Genomic DNA, 23740 nt, shown 5'->3' on the forward strand with positions numbered 1-23740 from the left:
TGTTCTTGTTTAGTGTTTGGAGTATTATTTAAACCCCCACCTTTACCATTTTCATCTTTTTTGCCAGCTTGTGGTGCGTCGTTTTGCATTCCTTCTTTTTTATTTGGTTGATCTGGAGTGCTATCTTTACCGTTATTTTCACCACCACTTGTATTTGAGTTGTTATCTTTTTGATTATCTGGGTTGCTAGAATCTGATTGAAGTTTTTCTCTTTCTTCTATTTTTTTAATTTCTTGAGTGAGTTCTTCGGTTTTTTGTTTTATTTCTTGAGTTTGTTTTTCTATTTTAGCTGATAAATTTTTTCTGGTTTGATCAAGATTTATTTCTTCTTCAACTTTTTCAAGCTTTTCTTTATATTCTTTTTCAAATTCTAAAATTTTTTCTTGAAATTCTTTAATTTTTTCTTTTACTTCTTCGTTGTTAGGAGACTTTGATGATGTGATTTTGTATTCTTGAAGCTGTTTTTTTAATTCATCTATTTTTATTTTAGTGCCTTCTATAAATTCTTTAAAAACATTTTTAGTTACTCTATTTTTTGGAGGAATTGAATTTAAGCTACTATCTATTTCTGATATTTTATCAGGGTCATCTGCAATAAGCCTCTCTTCAAATTCTTCAAACTCTTCTTCTTGCTTTTGTATGATTTTTTTTATTTTTTCTTGATCCTTGCCATTATTTTTTGCTTCATCATATTTTTTAATAAGAACTTCTTGTTGCTTTTGTATTAGCTCTTCTAGTGATTGTATTTCTTCATTTAGTGCTTGTATTTCTTGAGCAAGTATTTGAAATTCATTATATTTGCTTAATTCTTGAATTTTATTTTCAGTTTTTTCTATTTCATCTTTAAATTTTTGTATGATGCCATCTAAATTTGTATCTTGTGAATTTTGATTACTAGATAGCAAATTTGATAATTCTTTAAAATTTTCAAAAGTTTTAGAGTATATTTCTAAATCTTTAATTACTTCATTTAGTCTATCTTCTGCTTGATCTTCAAATTCTTCTAATACTTTTTTTAATTCACTATTTTGATTAGACACAAAACCGCCAGGAGCTAGTTGAGAGTCTTGGTTGCTTGCACCTGGATTATTAGAATTATCTGTTCCATCACTAATATTAGGGTGTGTTTGAGATGGGTTTTTGATTGTTTTATTATCTTCGCCATCATCTAAAATATATGGATCGTATTCTTTAAGTTCTTCTAGTAGTTTACTAAATTTTTTTTCTTGTTCTTGTATTAATTTTTGAATACTCTCTTTTTTATTGCCATGTTGCTTGATTTGTTCGTAACCTTGGGTAAGTTCTTCTTGTTTTTCTATTAAATTTTTTTCTAAATCTTGTATTTCTTGAAGTTTTTCTCTAAAACCTTTGATGCTTTCATTATTATCATTTTTAACCAATTCTTGAATTTTTTCTTCAATAACTACGATGTCTTTTGAAATCGTTTCTATATCATTGTTTATGTATGCGTCTTTTAAACGAGGAAAATCTCCTTCAACTTCGCTTCCTATTTCTTTTAACAATTCTTTAAAATCTTTAGATTTGTGGTAATATTTTTCCAAATTATTGCTTATTGCTTGAAGCCCTTTTTCTGCTTCTTCTTGAAACTCTTGCAAGACTTTTTCTAATTGTTCTTTTTGTGTTTCACCTAAAAAGTTTCCTTCTTTAGGCATACCAGCTAAGAGCATAGAGTTGCAACCAAAAGCTGCAATTAAAGCTAAAGATAGAAATTTTAAACGTTTTGAATAAATACTCATTTTTTTCCTTTCAAATAAACATAAGGACTTATTATACCCCCCCCCCTTAAGGTTGGCTGAAAAATAGGAATATTATTTAAATAAAATGCAGAATTAGTATGAGATTGGTAAAGAAAATTAATGGCGTGGTAATCCACGCCAAATTTAAAAGATAATGGTGGTGTGTTACATCATACCACCCATACCACCCATTCCGCCCATAGCACTCATATCAGGCATAGCTGGTTTATCTTCTTTAATATCGCTAATTGTAGCCTCTGTAGTTAGCAATAAGCTAGCCACGCTAACTGCATTTTGAAGAGCTACTCTTGATACTTTTACTGGATCTATAATGCCAGCTTCAAACATATCCACATATTCACCATTTGCGGCATCAAATCCACGCTTATCATCTTTACTATTAGCAATTTCATTAGCTACTACACCAGCATCGTATCCCGCATTTTCTGCTATTTGTCTAATTGGTGCAAAAAGAGCTCTTTTTACGATATTAGCTCCTATTAGCTCATCACCAGATAAATTTAAATTTACCTTTTTGCTTGCACAAACCAAAGCTGCACCGCCACCTATAACTATACCTTCTTCTACGGCTGCTTTTGTGGCAGAAAGAGCATCATCTACTCTATCTTTTTTCTCTTTCATTTCAGTTTCTGTTGCAGCACCTACTTTTATAACCGCTACGCCACCACTTAATTTTGCCAATCTTTCTTGCAATTTTTCTTTATCATAATCGCTTGTAGTTTCTATGATTTGAGCTTTTATTTGTGAAATTCTTGCTTCAATAGCTGCTTTTTCACCTGCACCATTTACGATTGTGGTATTATCTTTATCTATAACCACTCTTTCTGCTTGACCCAAATCACCTAAATTTGCACTTTCTAGCGTTCTTCCTAGTTCCTCACTAACAACTTCGCCACCTGTTAAAATAGCTATATCTTCTAACATTGCTTTTCTTCTATCACCAAATCCAGGTGCTTTTACAGCACTTATATTTAAAACACCACGAAGTTTATTTACAACTAAAGTTGCCAAGGCTTCACCTTCAATATCTTCAGCAACAATTAAAAGTGGCTTTCCTGTTTTTTGGACTTCTTCTAAAACTGGAAGTAAATCTTTTAAATTTGCAATCTTTTTATCAAAAAGTAAAATATAAGGACTGCTTAACTCAACTACCATTTTTTCTGAATTTGTAATAAAATATGGACTTAGATATCCTCTATCAAATTGCATTCCCTCAACAACATTAAGCTCATCATCGATTGATTTTGCTTCTTCGACGGTTATAACGCCATCTTTTCCTACTTTTTCCATCGCATCAGCTATTAAATTTCCGATTTTTTCGTCTGAATTTGCTGAAATTGTAGCAACTTGAGTTATCTCTTTTTTGCCATTTACTGGTTTTGAAATATTTTTTAATTCTTCGATTAAAGCGGTTGTGATTTTATCCATACCTCTTTTAACTTCAATAGGATTTGCACCAGCTGTAATATTTCTTAAACCTTCTTTAAAAATAGCGTGAGCTAAAACAGTAGCTGTTGTTGTGCCATCGCCTGCTTGATCGTTTGTTTTGCTAGCTACTTCTTTTACTAAACCCGCACCCATATTTTCTAAAGAATCTTTTAGTTCTATCTCTTTTGCTACGCTAACACCATCTTTTGTTATAGTTGGAGCACCAAAACTTTTTTGGATTAAAACGTTTCTTCCTCTTGGTCCCATTGTTACTTTAACGGCGTCATTTAGTTTTTTAACGCCACCATAAAGTTTATTTCTTGCTTCATCTGAAAAAATTATATCTTTTGCCATTTTATCTCCTTAAATTTATTATGCAACTACGCCTAAAACATCTTCACAGTTTAAAACTAGATATTTTTTATCGTCTAAAATTATTTCGCTACCAGAATATTTAGCAAACATTACGATATCTCCGACTTTTAAGCTACATTCACATTCTTCGCTAACAGCCACAACTTTGCCTGATTGTGGTTTTTCTTTTGATGCATTATCTGGTATTATTATGCCAGAAGCTGTTGTTTTTGTTTCCTCTTCGCGTTCGATTAAAACACGTTTTCCAAGTGGTTTGAAATTCATTCTTCATCCTTTTTAAAATAAAATTACTTAATTTTTAGCACTCTATGCTTTTAAGTGATGAAATTATAGTTAAATTTTGTTACTTTGTCAATACTTATATATAAATTCATCATAAAAGTTTAGTGAAATTCACTCAAGATATAGTTTAAATATAAACTCATAAATTTACAAAAATAAGATATAATTTACGATTAAATTTAAAAGGAGATTTTATGAAGGTGATTAAAATTTGTGGCGGTATTTTAATTTTTATTTTGATTTTTATGTATATAATAGTTTTTACAGACTTTGGAAATAACATAACAAAACCATATGTGGAAAAGATTATAAAAGAAAAAAGTGGTTATGATGTTAAATTTAGCGAATTTGATATAAATTTTAAAAGCTTATCTTTAAAAACTAACATAAATAATGAAATTTTTTCAAATATTAGCGGTAAATATTCTATTTTTTCGCAAAATTTTGATTTAAACTATGAAATAAACATTCAAAATTTAAAGACTTTTAATGTTAATTTAAATGAAAATATGGGCCTTGCTGGAAAAATAAAAGGTGATTTAAAGAATTTTAGCATCAATGGTGTCGGAAAAATGCTTGATAGCAATGTTAGATTTTTAGCAAATTTAAAAGATTTTAAGCCTTTTAATATTGATTTAGACGCACGCGGATTAAATATTGCTAAGACTTTAGCGATTTTAAATAAGCCTGCTTATTTAACTGGAAGTATTAATGCTGTAGCAAATATCAAAAACGGAATAGGTGAAGCAAATATCACATCGTCAAATTTGGTAGCAAATCGAGAAAATTTAAAAGATATAAATATAACTCTACCTAAAGATATGCCTTTAAATTTTAGCTCATTTATAAATTTAAAAGATGATATTTTGCACGCACGCACAAATTTGATTTCTGATATAGCTTACATTTTTGCAAATGATAGCAAATTTGACTTAAATACTAAAAATTTAGAAAGTGATTTTGGTGTTAAGATAGATGATTTAAAAAATTTAGAGCCTTTTGTTAAACAAAAATTAAATGGAAATATCGATTTAAATGGTGCTTTAAAATTTGCAAATAATAAGCTTGAGTTTGTAGATTTTAATCTATTTGGTTTTGGCGGAGAAATTGTGGCTCATTTAAAAAATAATATGTTAAATTCAGATATAAAAGGTATACAAATTAGCGACTTAATGGGTGTTATTTCTATGCCAAAAGCAGTTTTGGGAACCATAAATGGAAATATAAAAATAGATAATTTCTATGATTTTGATAGCATAAATGGAGATGGTATTTTAAATGTAGATGATGGTAAAATAGTTGCACATAATTTTAAAAAGCTATCAAATTTAGACTTTCCAAAAAATAATAATTTCGCTATCAAATCAAAAATTAAAATAGCAAATGGGGTTGTAAATTTAAATTCAAATTTAAACTCAAATTTATTTGATATTTCAAATTTAAACGCTATTTATGATTTAAAAAATAAAAATTTAAAAGCAAATTTTAAAGCAAATGTGGATGATTTGAGTAAATTTAAAGAGCTTACAAAACAGACTCTTAATGGAAATTTATATGCAAATGGCGATATATCGATGATTAATAATGCCATAAATGATCTAAATTTAGATATAAAAACCCTTGGTGGAGATATCAAAGCGTCTTCAAATGGACAAAATTTAAAGGCTAAAATTTCTCATATAAATTTAAATGATATTTTTGCTTTAATAGGCAAAAATTCTCTTGCTAGTGGAATTTTAGAAGCAGATATTAATCTAAATGATTTTAAAAATTTAAATGGAAAGATGAACGTTAATTTAAATAATGGAATTTTAAATGATGTGGAGCTTAGTAAAATTCTCAATAAAGATTTTCCAAAAAATACAAAATTTAATGCTATGATTGATTGCAATTTAATAAACTCAGTAGCAAATTTTAATGCAAATATAAATTCTGATTTAGCAAATGTAAGTAAATTTGATGGTAAATTTGAGATAAATAGTGGAATTTTAAATGCAAAATATATAGCCAATATAGGCGATCTTTCGAAATTAGCTTTTATTACTGGTAGAAAAATGATAGGTTTTGTATCCTTAAATGGAGATATTAAAAAAGACTCTACAAATTTCATTTTAACTGCTAATTCTAAACTTCTTGATGGTGAATTTAAAGCCAATTTAAATAATGAAAATTTTAATGCAAATTTTGATAAATTCAATATATCTAAACTTACTCAAATGCTTGATTTTAGTGATTTTTATGAAGGAGTTGGAGATATGATTTTAAACTATAACACACTAAAACAACAAGGTTTTTTTGATATCACTATAAATAACGGTCGTTTAAAAGAGAGTGGTCTTACAACTGTTGTTAGTTTGGCTGTCCAAAAAGATATAACAAAACAAATTTTTAATGATTCTTTTGTGAGAGGAAATATCAATAAAGGATTAGTAAAATTTGATTCAAAATTAAAAGCTCCAAAAATGGAGATAAACACTACAAAAGCGACTTTAAATACAGTAACATCAGATATTAATATACCAATTTTTATGCAAGTTGAAAAAACAGATTTAAGCGTAAATATCACTGGAACTACAAAAAATCCTAAATATGATGTTAGATCGGATTATTTACAAAAAAAAATATATAAGGAGATAGATAAGGGGCTTGATAAGCTTTTTAATCATAAAAAAAATAACGCAAACACACAAAATCAAAATTTAGATATTGAAGATGATTTGATAAAAGATGGAGTAAAAGGGTTAATAAAAAGTCTTTTTTAGATTAAATTTAAAAGAAAGGATAAAAAATGGTAGGAATTTTTTATGGAAGTAGCAAAGGTTCTACAAGAGATGTTGCTAATTTTATTGGCAATGAGTTGGATGCTAAAATTTTTAATATAAAAGATGTAAAAAGCGTCGATGAGTTTAGTAAATTTAGCACTCTTATATTTGCTAGCTCAAGCTATGGATTTGGCGAGCTTCAGGAAGATTGGTTAGAAAAAATAAATTTACTTGATGGAGTTAAGTTTAGTGATAAAAAAGTAGCTTTGATAGGAGTTGGGGGCTTGGCTAGGCATGCTGATAGTTTTTGCTCATCTTTGGTTGAGTTTTTGCCGAAGATAAAAGCTGCTACAAGAGTTGGTTCAAGCGATCTTGATGGGTATGAAATACAAAATTCATCTGCTTTTATAAATGGTAAATTTATAGGGCTTTGCGTGGATTTTAAAGGTGATGAGAATTGGCAAAAAAGAGCTAAAAAATGGTGCGAAAATTTAAAAAATGAGATTTAATAAAGGAGTATTTTTGAGAAAATTATCATTAGTTTTGATTCTAAATTTGGCTTATGCTGATGAGATTATGCTTGATGAAGTTGTTGTTACAGAGAGGATTGAAAATGCACAAAAAGAGATAAGCTCCAGCAAAATTTCATCATCTCATATAAACGATCAAAAAGATTTAGTTAAAAAATATGTTGGTGTTGGGAGTGTTGATGGCGGTAGAAGTGGAAGTAACGGCTTTGCAATGAGGGGCGTTGATAGAAATAGAATCTCCATAAAAGTTGATGGAGTTGAGGCTTCTCAAAGCTTCAACCCTACATTTTTCCAAAAACAAGGAAGAATAAGTGGCTCTAGAAGTTTAGTAGAGCTTGAAAATTTAAGCTATCTAAAAATAGATCAAGGTTCAAATTCTTTAGAGTCTGGAAATGGTGCTTTAGGTGGTGTTGTTTTTATGAAAACTAAAAGTGCTGATGATTTTATTGGCGATGGTAAAAATTTTGGATTTTATAGCAAAACAGGTTATGCTTCTAAAAATAGAGAATTTAAGCAAGTTTTGGGAGCTGGTTTTAAAGCAAAAGGTTTTGAAGGGCTAGCTCAATACACTAAAAGAAGAGGGCATGAAACTAAAACTTGGTATGGATATGATGAGACTTTTATTTTGCAAAACCGAGAAATTGCTGATAAATTTAATGAAGCAATAGATAATGGCGTTCATAATAAATTTAGTAGATTAGTTGGATATACAAGAATTTATCCAGATCCGCTCATTTATAACTCAAACGCTTATCTTTTTAAGCTTGGATATAGATTTAATGATAATCATTTTATAAATTTTTCCTACGATAGAAAAAGTATTAAAAATGATATAAAAAACTATAGCACTCACGCTTCTGTGAGTAATAAATTTCAAAAAGACACAACTCCGTATAAAAGAGTCTCAGCAGTTTATGAATATAGCAATCGGGGGGGGGGAATTGAAAATTTAAAACTACAGCTTGCAAAGCAAGAGGTAAAGCAAAATTATCAAAGCGATACTTTGGAGCTTTATCACAATAGCGGCAAAATACCGCATGTAAAAGAGATCTCTCAAAATACACAAACGACAAGTCAAATCAACTTAAAAGTCAATACTACAGATTTAAAATTTTTTAATACCTATCATAGTTTTTATGGTGGAGTTGGTTACTATAAAAATAAATTTATTAATGATAGTTTTTATGGCGATAACTATGGCAGCTCTTATAAATACACTCTTACAAAGCCGATTCATACAAATTCATTTTATTTTTATTTGGGCGATTATGCTCAATTGAGTGATGATTTAAGCTTAAATTTTGGACTTAGATATGATAGACAAAAGGTATCTCCAAAATCTAGCCATTTACCAAATTATAGTAAAAAATTTGATTTTCCAGGACTTAAAAAGACAAGTTCTGTTGCATTTTCTTATCTTTTTGAGATAAATTATGAGTTGATTGAAAATTTAAATTTAGGTTATAAATTTAGCTCAGGTTTTAAATTTCCAAGTATACAAGAAGCTTATATTACGGATTTAACCTCGTTTGGAACGCCACATTTAGCAAATCCAGATCTCAAAAAAGAGACTTCGCAAAATAATGAAATTTCACTAAATTTTGAAAATGATAATTTTGCTTTTGATCTTACAGCTTTTTATACAAGATATAAAAACTATATCGAGTTGGGTGAAATAATCTCATATGAAATGATAAAAAAACGCGATTGGAAAAATGGCGGTTATAAATTTGAAAAAAAGGAAAATAAAGCATTTCAATATCAAAACTCAAGCAGTGCAACTATAAAAGGGTTTGAGATAAATTCTATATTAAGAGGCGAGATGTTAAATTTGGATGGATTTTTTGTAAATTTAAAACTAGCTTATCAAACTGGCAAAAAATCAGATGGCACGTCTTTGATGGCTATTGAACCACTTACAGCTTTATTTGGAGTAGGGTATGAAAATCCTAAATTTAGCATCTTACTTGATGCAAGATATCAAAAAGCTAAGTCAAAAAACGATACAAAATATAAGCTAGTTGATAACAGTGGAAATTTAAAAAAAGCAGCAAAAATCAAAACATATCCATATTTAAGCAATAGTTATGTTGTTTGGGATTTAACAACTTCATGGAATATAAGCGAAAATTTTAAAGTAAATTTTGGAGTATTTAATATCTTTGATAAAAAATACACGACTTGGGACACTATAAGAGAGTCTAAAGAAAACGGAACATTAACTATAACAACAGCAGATAATGGAAATGTTTTAGGGTGGGAGAGATTAACTTCGCCTGGTAGAAATTTTTCAGCTTCATTTGAAATAAAATTTTAAATCATTTAAAACGCTGCTTAAACAAGTGGCGTTTTTAAAATTTCTATAACTATTTTAAAAATATAAGTTAAATGATAATTAAGATTATTTTTAATAAAAATTTTATATAATTTATCATAAATTTAATTTTAATAAGGAAAACATGATGAAAAAATCGATTTTATTTTCTATCACGCTTTGTTCTTTTTTGTATTCAATGGATAAAATCAAGTTAGATAAAGTAGATGTTATTTATAATGAAAAAAACTCTACTCAAAATACCGTTAGCAAAATGGGGGGGGGTAGTAGCATAATCAATAAAAATGTTATAAATCAATTAGCCACTCAAAATGGCGATATAACTTCTTTTTTAAAAATCAATCCAAATGTTAGATTTAATAACTCTCACACTTCAAACAATCTAGCCGATATCTCAGCTCAAGATATAAGCATAAATGGAGCACATCATTATCAAAATAAATTTATGATTGATAATTATGGCATGAATAATGATCTAAACCCTCAAGTCTTGAAGAAATTTAACGACAATCACACAAATCCTTTTGGATTGTTGGATTCTAAGACTCAGGGCATAAATTTAGATATAGATTTAGTGGAGTCTTTAGAAATTCATGATAGTTTTATCCCTGCTAAATATGGCGGTTTTACAGGTGGAGTTGTCAAAGCAAAAACAAAAACTCCTACAAAAGATTTCTCAGGTAAATTTAGCGTCTCTCACACAAGGGATGGCTGGACAAAAATCAAAAGAGATAGTTATGAAAAAAGAGTTGGAGATCACGGTTCCATAATCCCTCATCACGATGATTTTTTAAAAACAGCTTACCGTTTAAATTTAGAGGGGTATTTGAGTGATAATTTTGGTTTGATTTTTGGCTATACAAAAAACAGCTCCAAATTTAAACAAAACGAGTTTGACTCTTTATTTATAAATAAAGAATTTTCAAAAACGATGGATAAAAAGCTAAAAAAGAGCATTGATAACTTTTTTGTAAAAGGCATATGGCACATAAATGACACTTTTACTTTAACACCTGTTATCAACTATACAATCAGCAACGAAGATAACTATTTGGCTAACTCTTTTGATTCTTACTCTAAGCAAAAAAGCAAAGATTATAATATAGGCTTTGAGTTAAAGGGCGAGTTTGATAATTTTGCCATAACTCAAAATTTCGGATATCAAAATTTACACACCAAAAGAGATAGCGATACAAACTACTTTATAGCTTGGTGGTTTGATAAAAATAGAAAAAATTGGGGCGAACTTTTTAACTCTAAAAAACCAGATGATTTAGGAAATTTAAATACTAAATCTTACGAAGGCGGATATGGGGATGTAGAGCAATCTCAACAAAATTTTAGTTACTCTTTTGATTCATTAAGCAATGAATTTGCATTAAAAGATACTACTCATAAGATAAATTTTGGTTTAGAGTATGAATATAAAATTGGTAAATTTAGCTCTAATGAGAGAAGTTATCAAATCGGTGCTACAAAATATGAAAAAAATGGCAGAATTTTTGATGCAGTTAAAAGTGAGTATAAGAAAAAAGCAGAGGAATTAAAAAAACACGCAGAGCATTTGAAAAAAGAAGCATCAAAAGAAAAAGATCCTGAAACTATGTTAAAAAACCAAAAATTAGCTCAATGGTTTGAAGATAAAGCTGATGAGTTAGAGGGAAATGCTGATATTTTAGAATTATTAAATCAAGAATATAGTTTTGAATCAATGGGCGATAGTGGCGTAAAAAAAGAATTTGAAAAATGTCAAAAAAACGATCCATTTTGTTATGCTGATGGTACAGGTGTAGTTCAATTTGCAGGGGTAGCTGATATATATGGACCAGGAAGCGTGAGAGTTAAAGTGCATAAAATTGGCTCTTATTTGGATGATGAGATTAGATATAAAAGATTATTGATAAGACCAGGGCTTAGATATGACTTTGATAATTATACTAAAAAACACACTTTAGCACCTAGATTTTTGGCTAGTTTTGATGTATTTGATGATGAAAATTTAGTGTTTAGTTTGGGTGCTAATAGATACTATGGGAGAAGCTCTTTTGCATTTGCACTAGATGATGCAATTACTCAAAATTTGATGTATAAAGGAAGTAGAGATAATCCGCAAACTCCTTGGAAATTAAGCAAATATCCTCAAGAAAATTTATATAAGAATTTAAAAATTCCATATGATGATGAGATAGGTTTTTCTGTAAATTATAAATTTAATAATTTTGATTTAATGTTAAAGTATATAAATAGAAAAGGTAAAGATCAAGTCAAGCTTCATAATATTAAAGAAAAAGATAAAAGAAGCGGTGTAGAAAAAACAAAATATCGATACTATGCAAATGATGGGTTTAGTAAAAGCGATATTTATACTATCTCATTTAAAAATCAAAATAGTTTTAAAATTTTAAATACATATAATGATTTTGAGATTGGTTTTGACTACTCAAAAACTGAAAGAAATAACGAATTTGCAAAAGAACAAGATTATTATGAGTTAATCTCATATAATGGCAAAATTTTGAGAAAAAGACCTTCTGAAAATTTTAACACACCTTATACTTTAAGGCTTAGAACTACCACAAAATTTCCTAAATGGAATTTATCATTTTCTAACTTTTTTAGCTATGTAGGTCCTTATAAAATGAATGTTTTAACCACTAAATATTGCTATTTAAAAAATGGAAGTTGTAGTGATGATGAAGATAGTGGATTGAGCATTCCTGTTATTGAAACAAAAAAATATAGTGGATTTTTAAACTGGGATCTTAGACTTTCTTATGCAAAAAATTTATATAAAAATAGCTCGTTGTTTGTAAATTTAGATGTGCTTAATATATTGAATAAAAAAAGCGTTATAGGTTTTAATGATGGCGGCCATAAAAACACAACAGGGGGCGGAGAAAACTATAAAGATGAGCTAGTGTATAATCGTGGAAGACAGTTTTATTTGGAGCTTGGATTTAAATTTTAATGAGTATTATAGGGTGTAGAAATCTAAATTTTAGCTATAAAAATAGATCGATTTACAACAACTTTAGCCTTGAGATAAATAGAGGCGAAGTTGTTGGGCTTTTGGGTAAAAATGGAGTTGGTAAAAGCACATTTTTAAATTTACTTACTGGAAATTTAACTCCAAAAAGTGGAGAAATTTTTATATTTGATACAGACATTAAACATCTATCTAATGATCAAAAATCTAAAATAGGGATTTTATATGAGGGTTTTGTTTGTTATGATTATTTAAAAATAAGCCAAATTCACAATCTCTACAGATATTTTTATCAAGAGAAATTTAAAGATGATATATTTTTAGATTTTTTAGATAAATTAAAAGTTGATTTAAAAAGATATATCAATACCCTATCTTGTGGGCAAAAATCTCAAGTAGTTTTAGCCTTGTTACTATCTATAAATCCAGAAATTTTAATACTTGATGATTACTCTTTAGGAATTGATGCTGGATATAGAAGTCTTTTTTTGGAGTATTTGAAAAATTATATAAAAGACAAAACAAAAACTATATTATTAACAACTCACATAGTGTCAAATTTAGATGAAATTTTAACAAAAATGGTAGTCTTGCAAAATGATAAAAAGCCAATTATTATGGATGTTAAAGATTTTCAACAAAATTTTAATGGGTATTTAGTGGATGGCGATTTTAGGGATGAAAATTTAAATATCACTTCAATGTTACAAATAAATAAAAATGAAAAGAAAATTTATGGATTTTTTGAACTAAACGATAAACAAAAGATAAAAATGGATTTTGAAGAGGCATTTTTAGGGCTTATTGGAAGGTATTAATGATATATTTAATTATAAAAGAGTTTCAAAAAATCAAAAGAGTATATCTGTTTTTTTTAGCTTTATATCTTGTTTTTATAAGCTATTTTCTTATAAATTTTATGCAAATCATTAACTCAAATTCAATAAAAGACATAAATTTACAATTTATATACACAAAAAATTTCAATCTTTATTTTATCGATATATTAAATTTAGCATTTGGGCTATTTTGCGGACTTTGTTTTGGATATATGGAGATTAAAAGATTAAAACTTCTTCGTTTTATACCATTAGATAAGATTATTTTGAAAATGGTTTTTATAGGCTTTTGCTTGATTTTAATAGTATATGGAAGTTTGATAATATTGTTTTATTTTATTTTTAGTGCTTATTTTTTAGATGAGATTATTAGAGTTTTAATTAAATTTTTAATCTTAAATGTATTTTTTGCCAGCACGCTTTATATTAACGCTATAGCTTTATTTTTTTCTAAAAGTAAAATTTTATATTTATATAATATTTTAATAAATTTTATTTTAGTTTTTATATATTTAAAAATAAATCCAGCCATCATCTATCAACAAGCTTTTTATTTAAATGAAAATTTAATATACTATGAGTTACTTGCCTTTATTTATGTTTGTCTTAATCTAAATTTTACAATTCAAAAATGTAATTTATTACAAAAAGTATTTTTGATTTTATTTGGCTCTTTTGTTTTTAGTTTCTGTTTTTATGGGTTGATATCTAAAATTAAAAATCAAAATTATATAGAGTATCGAGTGAAATTTTCGCCAGTTTTAAATGATTTTATTACAACTAAATTTGATATAAAAAACAGACAAACAACCCACATTATAGATGATAAAGAGATAAGCGAGGATGAATATTTTTATAATTTACCATTTGATTTTTACTACTATTTAAGTTCTATTAAAAATTTCCCATCTAAATTTGATTTTTTTGAAAATGATACATCTTTAATAACTCTAAATTCTCAATCAACAACCATCAAAAAAGATGAGCATAAATATAAAAATTTTCCATATGTAGGTTTGATAGAATCACAACCAAAATATTTAAGACTTAAATATCCTGATTTTTTAATAGATTTTGATAAAAAAGTAGTTTTAAATGTCAATAATTTATCTATAGATAGAGATTATACAAAATTATTTAATGAGGCTTTTAAACATTTTAATTTTCCTCTCATTAAATACTTTCAAAATAGCACAATTTTAAAAAATTTTGATGATGGTGTGTTTTTAGTGGATAGCAAAGATAAAATTTGGCACTTAAAATTTACAAATGGATCTATTGATCTAAAAGATACGGGCTTAATCAAGCATCCAATTTTTATAAAAATTGATGAAAATGTTAGATATGAGTATCACGCATTAATGATTAGCAGTGATGAAATCGGAGTTATTAGTTATGATGATTATAAATTTATAAAGTTTCCAATAAAAGATGATTTGAAAAATTTTGATATAACTTATGAAGTAAATCCGCTTCACAAAATCATAACTTTAGATAATGGCGAACAAATAATAACCTATGTTCTAAATCCTGATTATACCTTTTTTGCAAAAAATATTTTAGATAAAAATGTCCAATATAGCGAAATTTTAAAATATTTTTTACCAATAAAATTAGATATTTTTGACTATAAATTTACATTTTATTTTGATAAAATATTTTATGAAATGATTATTTTAAACTCAATTTTATCTATTTTGTATTTTATCTTTTATAAAAAATTTATAGATTCTATTTTTATACTTTTATTTGGATTTAGTGCATTATTTTCAGCTTTTGCTTATAGAGATAGAGATGATTAAATTTGTAGTTTTTATTTTGAGTTTTATAAATCTTTTTGCTTATCAAAATAGCTATTATAAGGGTGTTTTAGATAATAATCTTACTTTTTATCATCAAAAACCATTTAATTATAGTGATTTTTTATTTATAGAGATGAAGTTAAATTTTGGCTCGATAAATGAAAATGATAGCCAGTTAGGACTAGCACATTTTTTAGAGCATCTATCTTTTAACTCTACACTATCTAACTCAAGAGATGAAATTTTATCTACCTTACAAAACAAAGGCGTAAAAATCGGACTAAATTTAAATGCCTTTACTGATTTTGAAAGCACAAATTTTAAAATACAAATTTTAAATAGTGATGATAATTTAGACACTGCACTTAAATTTTTTAGTTCTATTCTATACAATCTTGCTTTTAAAGAAGATGAAATCCAAAAAGAAAAAAATATTATTTTAAATGAAGCCATCCAAAGAGATGATAAAGAGTATGGAATTTTTAAATCAAGACTAAAGCTGTATTACGGAGATAGTTTATATACAAAACGCTTGCCTATTGGAGATTTAGAAGTTATTAAAAAAGCAAATAAAAAAGTATTAAAAGAGCTGTATTTTAGGCATTATAATCCTTGCAATACTACGCTTTTTATTTTAGGAGATATGGATACAAAGAGATTAAAAGCTAGTATAGATAAGCATTTTGCTAAATTGGATAATAAATTTAAATGTAATGACCGCAAAGAAGAGATTAAATTTATAGATAAAAATATAACTTTTATAAATCCCCTTATAGATGAAATGGCTTTTTATTTTGAAACTAAAAAATTACCAAAAATAAATGAAGATGGTTTTTTAAATGATATTAAATTTAATTTATTGAGTAAAATTTTACTAGAAATTAACTATAAAAACAGTTTAAAAAATGAGATTAAATTTAGCTCGATAAATATACTAAATCAAAAAAATTTAAATAAATTTTACATAAAAAGTTTAAAATATGATGATTTGTTTGAGTTGATAAGTGTATTGAAGATGTTAAAAAATGGCATAGATGAAAGCTATTTTAATTCTGCTAAAAAAGAGCTTTTAAGAGAGGTTTTTTTATATTATTCAAAATATCCATCCCCGCTAAATCAATTAAATGATATGATAAAAAATATAAATGAAAATAGTTTTGTTTTAGGTTTTAAAGATGAGTTTAATCTAAATTTAAAACTAATCAACAATTTAAATTTAAAAGAGTTTAACGAGTTTTTAAATCAACTTATAAATTTTGATAAATTTATATTTGAGTCTTTTATTGAGATTAATGATTTGGGCAGTATTTTAAAAAATACTAAAGAATTTTTACTAAAACAAAACAATCAGATAAAGCCAACTTTTAAAACATTAAAGCCAAATAAAAATGTAAAATATCAATATGATAAAAATTTAGAGATTTTTATCATAGATGCAGATGGAAAAAAGATTATTTTTAAGCCAGCAAAAAGTCAAAAAGTATATATTTCTGCAGTAAAAAAGGGCGGTTTGGCTGCTTCAAAAAACGCTAGCTTTTTAAAAGCAGCATTTGAGATATCAAATTTAAGTGGTACCGAAAAATACTCAAAAAAAGAGTTGGATGAGTTTTTTAAAAATGATTTACTTATAAATAAAAGCATAGGAAATTTAAGCTCTAGCTATAATATCACAACCACGATTTCAAATCTTGATTATGCTTTTATGATTTTACATAATGATTTTTTATATCCAAAAATTTCAAATGAAGTTTTTAATGATTTTGTTGCAAATTTAAACGAAGAGAAATCGCCAAAAACTAAATTTGAGATGAAGCTAAATGAGATTTATTATAATGAAAAAGAGCTAAATTTAGATTTTGATATAGAGAATTTAAAACAAATCTTAAAAGATGAATTTAGTCAAAATTTTACATTTTTTATAACAGGCGATATTAAATTTGCTCATCTTTTGGAACTCATAGAAAAAAATATATCAAACTTGCCAAATGATAAAGAAAATTTAAATTTTGTTGATGATGGAGTGAGGGCAATTTTAGGAAATCATATTTTTATAGATAAAAGCAATCCTTTTAAAAAAGATGAAGTGTATATATTTTTAAACTCAAATAGCTATGATTTTAATCCCAAAAATAGCGAAATTTTTGATTCTAGTGTTAGTATTTTACAGACTCTAATCAATCAAAATATAAGAGAAAAAGATGCTCAAACATATGGTGTAAATTTTAATGCTTCTTTTGTCAAGCACCCATATATTCACTCTTTTGGGCAGATAACTTTTACTACTTTAAACAACAATGCAAAATCAATCAGTAAAAAAATTAAAAATATTATAGATTATTATTCAAAAAATTTAATTGATGATGAGTATTTAATAAATTATAAAAAAACAGCTATTTTGAAATTCCAAAATTTATATAAAAATCCGGAATTTGTATTAAATTTATTAATCAATCACTTTATATATGATGAAAAATTTTTAACACTTGATGAAAAGATCAAAATGATTAATGAAATTTCAACAAGCGATATTATGATTGCCATATCTGAAAATTTTAACAATCAAAACTACTTTGTGGCTATTTTTACTCATATCATTTAGCAAACAGCAAACTTCCAACTCTTATCATATTTGACCCATTTTTGATAGCAATTTCATAATCCCCGCTCATTCCCATTGATAAAATTTCAGCCCCAAATTTAGTTAAATTTGAGTAGATTTTATAAGCATTTTCAAAACTTTTTGCTACTAATTTTTCATTATCACTATTAGCACCCATACACATAATGCCTTTTAAATTTATATTTTTGCAATTTTGCTTTATTTTATGAAAAAGTTCTATAGCTTCATTTTTATTAGCTCCATTTTTTGATTTTTCATCAGCAATATTGATTTCTAACAAAGTATCAAGAGTATAATCAAGCCTTTTATCTACAGCTATAGCTAAATTTAAAGAGTTGCAACTTTGCCATAAGGTAGGGTGAGTGCGGAGCAAGGCATTGATTTTATTAGTTTGTAAATTTCCGATAAAATGCCAATTTAAATTTAGCTCTTTAAAATCATCTGATTTTTTAACCAAATCTTGTACTTTATTCTCTCCAAAATCAATTTGCCCTTGAGTATGCAGATTTAAAATTTCATTATTTCCAACATACTTACTAACTGCAACTAAACTCACTTTATGGTTTGAAATTTTATCAATACTTTCAAGAAAATCATTTAAATTTATCAATTGTAAAATCCTGTCATTCTTAAGATATCATTTACTATTGTAAAAACCATCAAACTAGCTAGTAAAGCCATTCCCATATAACTTAAATATGTAAAAATTTTCTCATTAACGGGTTTTTTAAATATAATTTCATAAAGATTAAAAACTATATGTCCGCCATCTAAAACTGGTATTGGAAGTAAATTTATAACCCCTAAATTTACAGAAATCAAAGCTGTCAAAATTAACAGCACCGATATGCTAATGCTTGCTGCTTTTGTTGTTATATCAGTGATTGCTATTATCCCACCCATCTCTTTAGCAGAAACTACGCCAGTTACTATTTTTTCTAGACTTTTTATAATAAGAGTTGAAGCTTTTATAGTTTCGCTAAAAGCATAAGTGATAGAGCTAAAGCCTTTATTATATATAGTTACAAACTCGCCACTTGGACTTATACCAATTAGTGGCTTTTGGATATCTTCGCCAAAAATAGTTTTTGATTTGCCTATTTTAGGAGTTAAAGTAGTGTTTATGACTTTACCATTTCTTAAAATTTCTAAATTTAAAGGCTTTATTTCAACAAGTTTTGATATATCATCCCACTCTTTTACCTTTATGCCATCTATACTTAAAATTTCATCATTTTGTTTTAAGTTTGATAAAGATGCAGCTGAATTGTCAAGAATGGTGCCAATTTTTGGTGCTAGTTTCTCAACCCCTATATATCCAAGTGAGATATAGATAAAAAACGCTAAAACAAGGTTAAAAAATGGTCCAGCAAATAAAATATAAATTCTTTTAATCGGCGTTAGTGAGTTGTAACTATCTTTATCATAATTTTTTAAAGTTGGATCTGCATCGTCTTGACCTTTCATCTTTACATATCCGCCAAGAGGTATTGCACTTATTGAATAATCTGTGCCATTTATTCTTTTTGTATAAAGTTTTTCTCCAAATCCAACACTAAAGGTTTCAACTGCCACTCCCATATGTTTTGCCGCCAAAAAATGTCCAAGTTCATGAAAAAAAATCAAAAATGATATGATTAAAATAGTTATAAAAAATGACGCCCCCCAATGTAAAAGTCCAAGTGTTAAAATGGAGATTGCTATTATAGAATTAATTAATCTTTTACTCAAATTTTTCTCCAATTGACTTTAATGCTGAAAATTTTGCATGTATTATTGCAGTATCAAATACTGGAAGTGGCGAGTTTTTTTCATTTATCAAAAGTCCTATTTCGGTGCATCCAAGAACTATCGCTTGTACCCCTTTTGATTTAAAATTTTCTATAATTTTTATATAAATTTCATAAGATTTTTTAGAAATTTTACCAACACAAAGTTCTTTAAAAATAATATCATTTATCAAATTTATATCATCATCGTTTGGAATTATAACTTCAAAACCATTTTGTTTAAATTTATCTTTTAAAAAATCATCTTTTAGGCTGTATTTTGTGCCAAGAAGTCCTATTTTTTTGATATTTTTTAAATTTAAAGCTTTAATTGTTGCATCTGTAATATGAAAAAATTCAATATTTATAAAATTTTGAATGATATTTGCAACTTTGTGCATCGTGTTTGTAGCAAGTATAATAAAATCAGCTCCTGCATTTTCTAATTTCTTAGCGATACTGCCTAAAATTTCGCCACTTTCTTGCCATTTGTTTTCTTTTTGAAGTTTTTCTATTTCAGCAAAATTTACACTTTGAAGTAAAATTTTAGCAGAATTTAAACCTCCAAGTTTATCTTTTATAACTTGATTTATTGTGTTGTAGTAAATAGTTGTGCTTTCATAACTCATACCGCCAATAATTCCAATTGTTTTCAATTTTTTTTCTCCTTAATAAATTTAACATAAGCATAAACGTACTCAAATCCTGAATATAGCGTTAAAAAAACAGCAACCCAAAGTAAAACACTACCGCCAATCCACTCCATAATCAAAAATCCAATGGCTAACATTTGAAAAGTTGTTTTTATTTTTCCAATCATACTTGCAGAGACATTAAGACCATCGCTTGCCATAACTACACGAAATCCAGTTATAAAAAATTCTCTAACTAAAATCAAATAAACAGCCCACGCATTAGCCCTATCTAACATCATTAGCCCTAAAAAACCAGCCATAGTTAGCATTTTATCAGCCAGCGGATCAATAATAGCACCTAATTTTGTAATTTGGTTCCATTTTCTTGCTATGTATCCATCAAAAAAATCAGTTACGCAAGCTATAACAAAAATTAAAGCTGTAAAATAATTAATCCAACTTTGATGAATTTGTGTAAAAATTTGACCAAAATTCACAAGAAAAAAGAAAAACATAAATGCCAATAAAATTCTAAAAGTAGCTAAAATATTTGGTAAATTCATTATTTAAACGTAGTTCCTCCATCTATTATAAAGGTATGACCTGTAACCCAACTTGCATGAGGCGAGCATAAAAATAAACACGCACCAGCCAAATCTTTTGGCTCACCCATCCTTCCAAGCGGACTTAATTTTGCAGTTTGTTCTTTTACTTCTTCATAATTTGTAAAAGCTCTAAGTGCATCAGTTTCTATGGGTCCGCCACTTACTGCATTTACTCTTATACCAAATTCTCCAAGCTCAGTTGCAGCGTATCTTACCATCGCTTCAACTGCTGCTTTGCAAGTACCGTGCCCTGCATAGTTTTCTATATATACTAAATTTCCAGTCGAGCTTATAGATATTATACTACCACCACCAATTAGTTGCATTCTTTTTGCTGCTTCTTGAGCTCCAACTACAAAAGCATTTACGGTAGCTGTAAAGATATTGTTTATTCCACGAGGCTTTAAACGCATAAATTTAGTATATCCACCCACAACTGCACGCCCAGAAATAATGGCATTTGAGATAAAAAAATCAACTCTATCAAAATCTTTATCTATTTCCAAAAATAGCTCTTTATAAGTTTGTGGCTCTAAAATATTTAAAGGATATGATTTTATCTTAATGCCATATTTATCTGAGAGTTCTTTTTCTATATCCCTTGCTAAATCGCCATTTGAATTGTAAGTAAAAGCAATATTTACGCCTTTTTGTGCAAATTTTTCTATGATTGCTCTACCAATTCCACGAGTTCCGCCACTAATAACTAGCGTTTTTCCTTTAAAAAAATCCATTAAAATCCTTTTATATCGTATTGTTTCATTATTTTTTCTATTTTTATTAAATTTTCTTTACTAGGCTCGCAAAGCGGTAATCTATACTCTAAACTCTCAATTAATCCTGCTATAAACATTGCTGCTTTTATAGGGATAGGATTACTTTCGCAAAACATAATTTTATTTATATTATACATCTCATCATTTATCTTTTTTGCTTCTAAAAATTTATTATCTAGGGCCAAATGAGTTAGTTTTGATGTATAATTTGGAAGCAAATTTGATGTAACAGATATAACGCCTTTTCCGCCATTGCTTAGAATTGGATAATTAATCGCATCTTCTCCACTCATTACAATAAGTCTTGGCTCATGTGCTAGCAAATCCACACATTTATCAATATTTCCGCTTGCTTCTTTAACTCCATAAATATTTTCACAATCATTAAAAAGTTTAATTATGGTATCTGTTTCTACCTCACAACCACAACGTCCAGGAACATTGTATAAAAGTACAGGTATATCGCTAACAGCTTTTGCTATGGCTTTATAGTGTAGATAAAGTCCTTTTTGTGTTGGTTTATTATAATAAGGCGTAACCGATAAAATTCCATCAGCACCGTGTTCTCTTGCAAATTCAGCCAGACCTACAGCTTCGTGAGTTGAGTTACTTCCAGCACCTGCTAAAACTTTTGTGCTAGTATTTTTACACACACTAACTGCTATTTCTATACAAATTCGATGCTCATCGTGAGTTAGTGTCGCACACTCACCAGTTGTTCCTACAGGAACTACGGCATCTATTTTATTTTTTATCTGTCTTTTTATTAAATTTTCATACCCTTTTTCGTCTATTTTGCCATTTTTAAACGGCGTAATTAGTGCTGTCATAGCACCTATTATTATATTTTGATCCATATTTATCCTTTGTCTTTTTTCAGAATAGTTGTTGTTAGGGTTTTGTTAGAAAAATATCTATTAAAACAGTATTTTAAATCATCTTTGCTAAGTAAATTTACACTCTCTTGATATGAATATAGTGATTTTAAATCATCTTTCATAATATGATTTCCAAATATCGAGCTAACCTTGCTTGTGTTATCAAAAGAGTAGGTAAAGATACTTTTAACGCTATTTTTAATCTTTTCTAAATCATCGTCCGAAATTAAATTTTGTTTTAAATCATCTAAAATTTTTAAAATTTCATCTTTTACCAAATTTGCTTTTACATTTTGATTACAAATTGCAAATACAATAAATAAATTTTCATCTATGCTTGATATATTATAAGAACTAATATCATTTACTAATTTCTTTTCATCTATCAATATTTGGTGCAAAATAGAGCTTTTTCCGTTTGTTAAATACTCTGCTGAGGCCTCTAGTTTTACTCTATCTTCGTGTTTAAATGGTGGAATTTTATATGCAAGTGCTAAAATTTCAACCTCGCTTTCTCTGCATATATTTATATTTTTTTCACCATCTTGTGGCGGTTCATAAGTATGAATGGTTGGAATTTCACGTCTATTTTGAATATGGCTAAAGTATTTTTTTGATAATTCAAAAGTTAAATTTTCATCGATATCGCCACAAATTAATAAGACTGCATTTCTTGGTTGATAGTAGATAGAATGAAACTCTTTTATATCATCAATACTCCAGTTTTTAATATCATCTTTAAAACCAATTGGTGTCCAGTGATATGGGTGATATATGAAAGCGTTATTAAAAATCCTAAAAAACATATATCCAAATGGATCATTATCTGTTCGCCAAAGCCTTTCTTCATAAACCACATCTCTTTCAGGCTGAAATTCTTCATCATTTAAATTTAAATTCTCCATAATATCTGCGTATAATTCTAAGCTTTTTTCTAAATTTGAGTTAGAACATTTTATAAAATAGTGAGTGTAATCAAAACCAGTTGAAGCATTATTAATACCTCCAAAACTTTTTACTATTTTATCAAATTCTCCAGCTTCGTGATTTTTTGTTGATTTAAAATTTAGATGTTCTAGCATATGAGCAATTCCGCTTTTCCCCATAGTTTCATTTCTTGAACCAACCCTGTAAAATACATTTACACTTATCACATCACTACCCTTATTTAATGGTATATGATAAACCTCTAATCCATTTTCTAATTTTTTATAGTTATATTTTGGTAACAAATTTTATCCTTTTTATATTAAATATTTATTGTATTTTACAATTATTTTATTAATTAAATTAATTAATATTTTTATAAATATTTATAAAAATATCTAAATTACAATCTT

Annotated in this window: 17 protein-coding genes; 7 read left to right on the forward strand and 10 right to left on the reverse strand. The window is 27.5% G+C overall.

Annotated elements, in window-relative coordinates; genetic code table 11:
• The 3 genes from F1B92_RS06435 to groES all read right to left on the reverse strand — a co-directional run.
• Window positions 1–1757: hypothetical protein (locus tag F1B92_RS06435; protein ID WP_154571043.1), on the reverse strand; the 1757-nt coding region annotated here is incomplete at its 3' end.
• Window positions 1758–1922: 165 nt separating this feature from the next.
• Window positions 1923–3560: a chaperonin GroEL gene (groL, locus tag F1B92_RS06440; RefSeq protein ID WP_154571044.1), complete on the reverse strand. Its 1638-nt coding sequence runs from the start codon at window positions 3558–3560 to the stop codon at window positions 1923–1925.
• A gap of 18 nt (window positions 3561–3578) precedes the next feature.
• Window positions 3579–3845, reverse strand: coding sequence for a co-chaperone GroES (groES, locus tag F1B92_RS06445; protein ID WP_154571045.1), 267 nt, complete (start codon window positions 3843–3845; stop codon window positions 3579–3581).
• A 212-nt stretch (window positions 3846–4057) separates the two neighbouring features.
• On the opposite strand from groES, the gene F1B92_RS06450 reads away from it, so the two are divergent.
• The 7 genes from F1B92_RS06450 to F1B92_RS06480 all read left to right on the forward strand — a co-directional run bounded on the left by F1B92_RS06450 (window position 4058) and on the right by F1B92_RS06480 (window position 17716).
• Window positions 4058–6625, forward strand: coding sequence for a translocation/assembly module TamB domain-containing protein (locus tag F1B92_RS06450; RefSeq protein ID WP_154571046.1), 2568 nt, complete (start codon window positions 4058–4060; stop codon window positions 6623–6625).
• 26 nt (window positions 6626–6651) lie between these two features.
• Complete coding sequence (locus F1B92_RS06455) at window positions 6652–7134, forward strand: flavodoxin domain-containing protein (RefSeq protein ID WP_154571047.1); 483 nt, start codon at window positions 6652–6654, stop codon at window positions 7132–7134.
• A 13-nt stretch (window positions 7135–7147) separates the two neighbouring features.
• Window positions 7148–9472, forward strand: coding sequence for a TonB-dependent hemoglobin/transferrin/lactoferrin family receptor (locus F1B92_RS06460; RefSeq protein ID WP_195836308.1), 2325 nt, complete (start codon window positions 7148–7150; stop codon window positions 9470–9472).
• 145 nt (window positions 9473–9617) lie between these two features.
• Window positions 9618–12458, forward strand: coding sequence for a TonB-dependent receptor (locus F1B92_RS06465; protein ID WP_195836309.1), 2841 nt, complete (start codon window positions 9618–9620; stop codon window positions 12456–12458).
• Window positions 12458–13294 carry an ATP-binding cassette domain-containing protein gene (locus tag F1B92_RS06470; RefSeq protein WP_154571050.1) on the forward strand — a complete coding sequence of 279 codons (837 nt, stop codon included), beginning with the start codon at window positions 12458–12460 and terminating at the stop codon, window positions 13292–13294. Before F1B92_RS06465 ends, F1B92_RS06470 begins: the two co-directional genes overlap by 1 nt.
• Window positions 13294–15117, forward strand: coding sequence for a DUF4857 domain-containing protein (locus F1B92_RS06475; protein WP_154571051.1), 1824 nt, complete (start codon window positions 13294–13296; stop codon window positions 15115–15117). The genes F1B92_RS06470 and F1B92_RS06475 overlap by 1 nt, the downstream gene beginning before the upstream one ends.
• Window positions 15110–17716, forward strand: coding sequence for a M16 family metallopeptidase (locus F1B92_RS06480; RefSeq protein WP_195836310.1), 2607 nt, complete (start codon window positions 15110–15112; stop codon window positions 17714–17716). Before F1B92_RS06475 ends, F1B92_RS06480 begins: the two co-directional genes overlap by 8 nt.
• Here F1B92_RS06480 and F1B92_RS06485 read toward each other — a convergent pair.
• From F1B92_RS06485 to F1B92_RS06515, 7 genes are read right to left on the reverse strand one after another with little or no spacing between them, the layout of a single operon-like run.
• Window positions 17709–18344: a YggS family pyridoxal phosphate-dependent enzyme gene (locus tag F1B92_RS06485; protein WP_326833120.1), complete on the reverse strand. Its 636-nt coding sequence runs from the start codon at window positions 18342–18344 to the stop codon at window positions 17709–17711. The two genes, F1B92_RS06480 and F1B92_RS06485, sit on opposite strands and share 8 nt — an antisense overlap.
• Window positions 18344–19453, reverse strand: a complete 1110-nt coding sequence (gene rseP, locus F1B92_RS06490; RefSeq protein ID WP_326833121.1) for an RIP metalloprotease RseP — start codon at window positions 19451–19453, stop codon at window positions 18344–18346. The genes F1B92_RS06485 and rseP overlap by 1 nt, the downstream gene beginning before the upstream one ends.
• Before the next feature lie 7 nt (window positions 19454–19460).
• Window positions 19461–20162 (reverse strand): aspartate/glutamate racemase family protein, encoded by a 702-nt coding sequence (locus tag F1B92_RS06495; protein WP_154571055.1) that lies wholly within the window; start codon window positions 20160–20162, stop codon window positions 19461–19463.
• Entirely contained in the window at window positions 20159–20704 is a 546-nt protein-coding gene (gene pgsA / locus F1B92_RS06500; RefSeq protein WP_154571056.1) for a CDP-diacylglycerol--glycerol-3-phosphate 3-phosphatidyltransferase, read from the reverse strand. The genes F1B92_RS06495 and pgsA overlap by 4 nt, the downstream gene beginning before the upstream one ends.
• Entirely contained in the window at window positions 20704–21480 is a 777-nt protein-coding gene (locus F1B92_RS06505; RefSeq protein ID WP_154571057.1) for an enoyl-ACP reductase, read from the reverse strand. The genes pgsA and F1B92_RS06505 overlap by 1 nt, the downstream gene beginning before the upstream one ends.
• The gene (dapA, locus tag F1B92_RS06510) at window positions 21480–22379 is read right to left on the reverse strand and encodes a 4-hydroxy-tetrahydrodipicolinate synthase (RefSeq protein WP_154571058.1); all 900 of its coding nucleotides are present in this window, start codon (window positions 22377–22379) and stop codon (window positions 21480–21482) included. The genes F1B92_RS06505 and dapA overlap by 1 nt, the downstream gene beginning before the upstream one ends.
• A 2-nt stretch (window positions 22380–22381) precedes the next feature.
• Window positions 22382–23632, reverse strand: a complete 1251-nt coding sequence (locus F1B92_RS06515; RefSeq protein ID WP_154571059.1) for a M16 family metallopeptidase — start codon at window positions 23630–23632, stop codon at window positions 22382–22384.
• Between the last annotated feature and the right edge of the window lie 108 nt (window positions 23633–23740).

Origin of the sequence: Campylobacter portucalensis (assembly GCF_009690845.1) — a bacterium.
Lineage (GTDB): Bacteria > Campylobacterota > Campylobacteria > Campylobacterales > Campylobacteraceae > Campylobacter_B > Campylobacter_B portucalensis.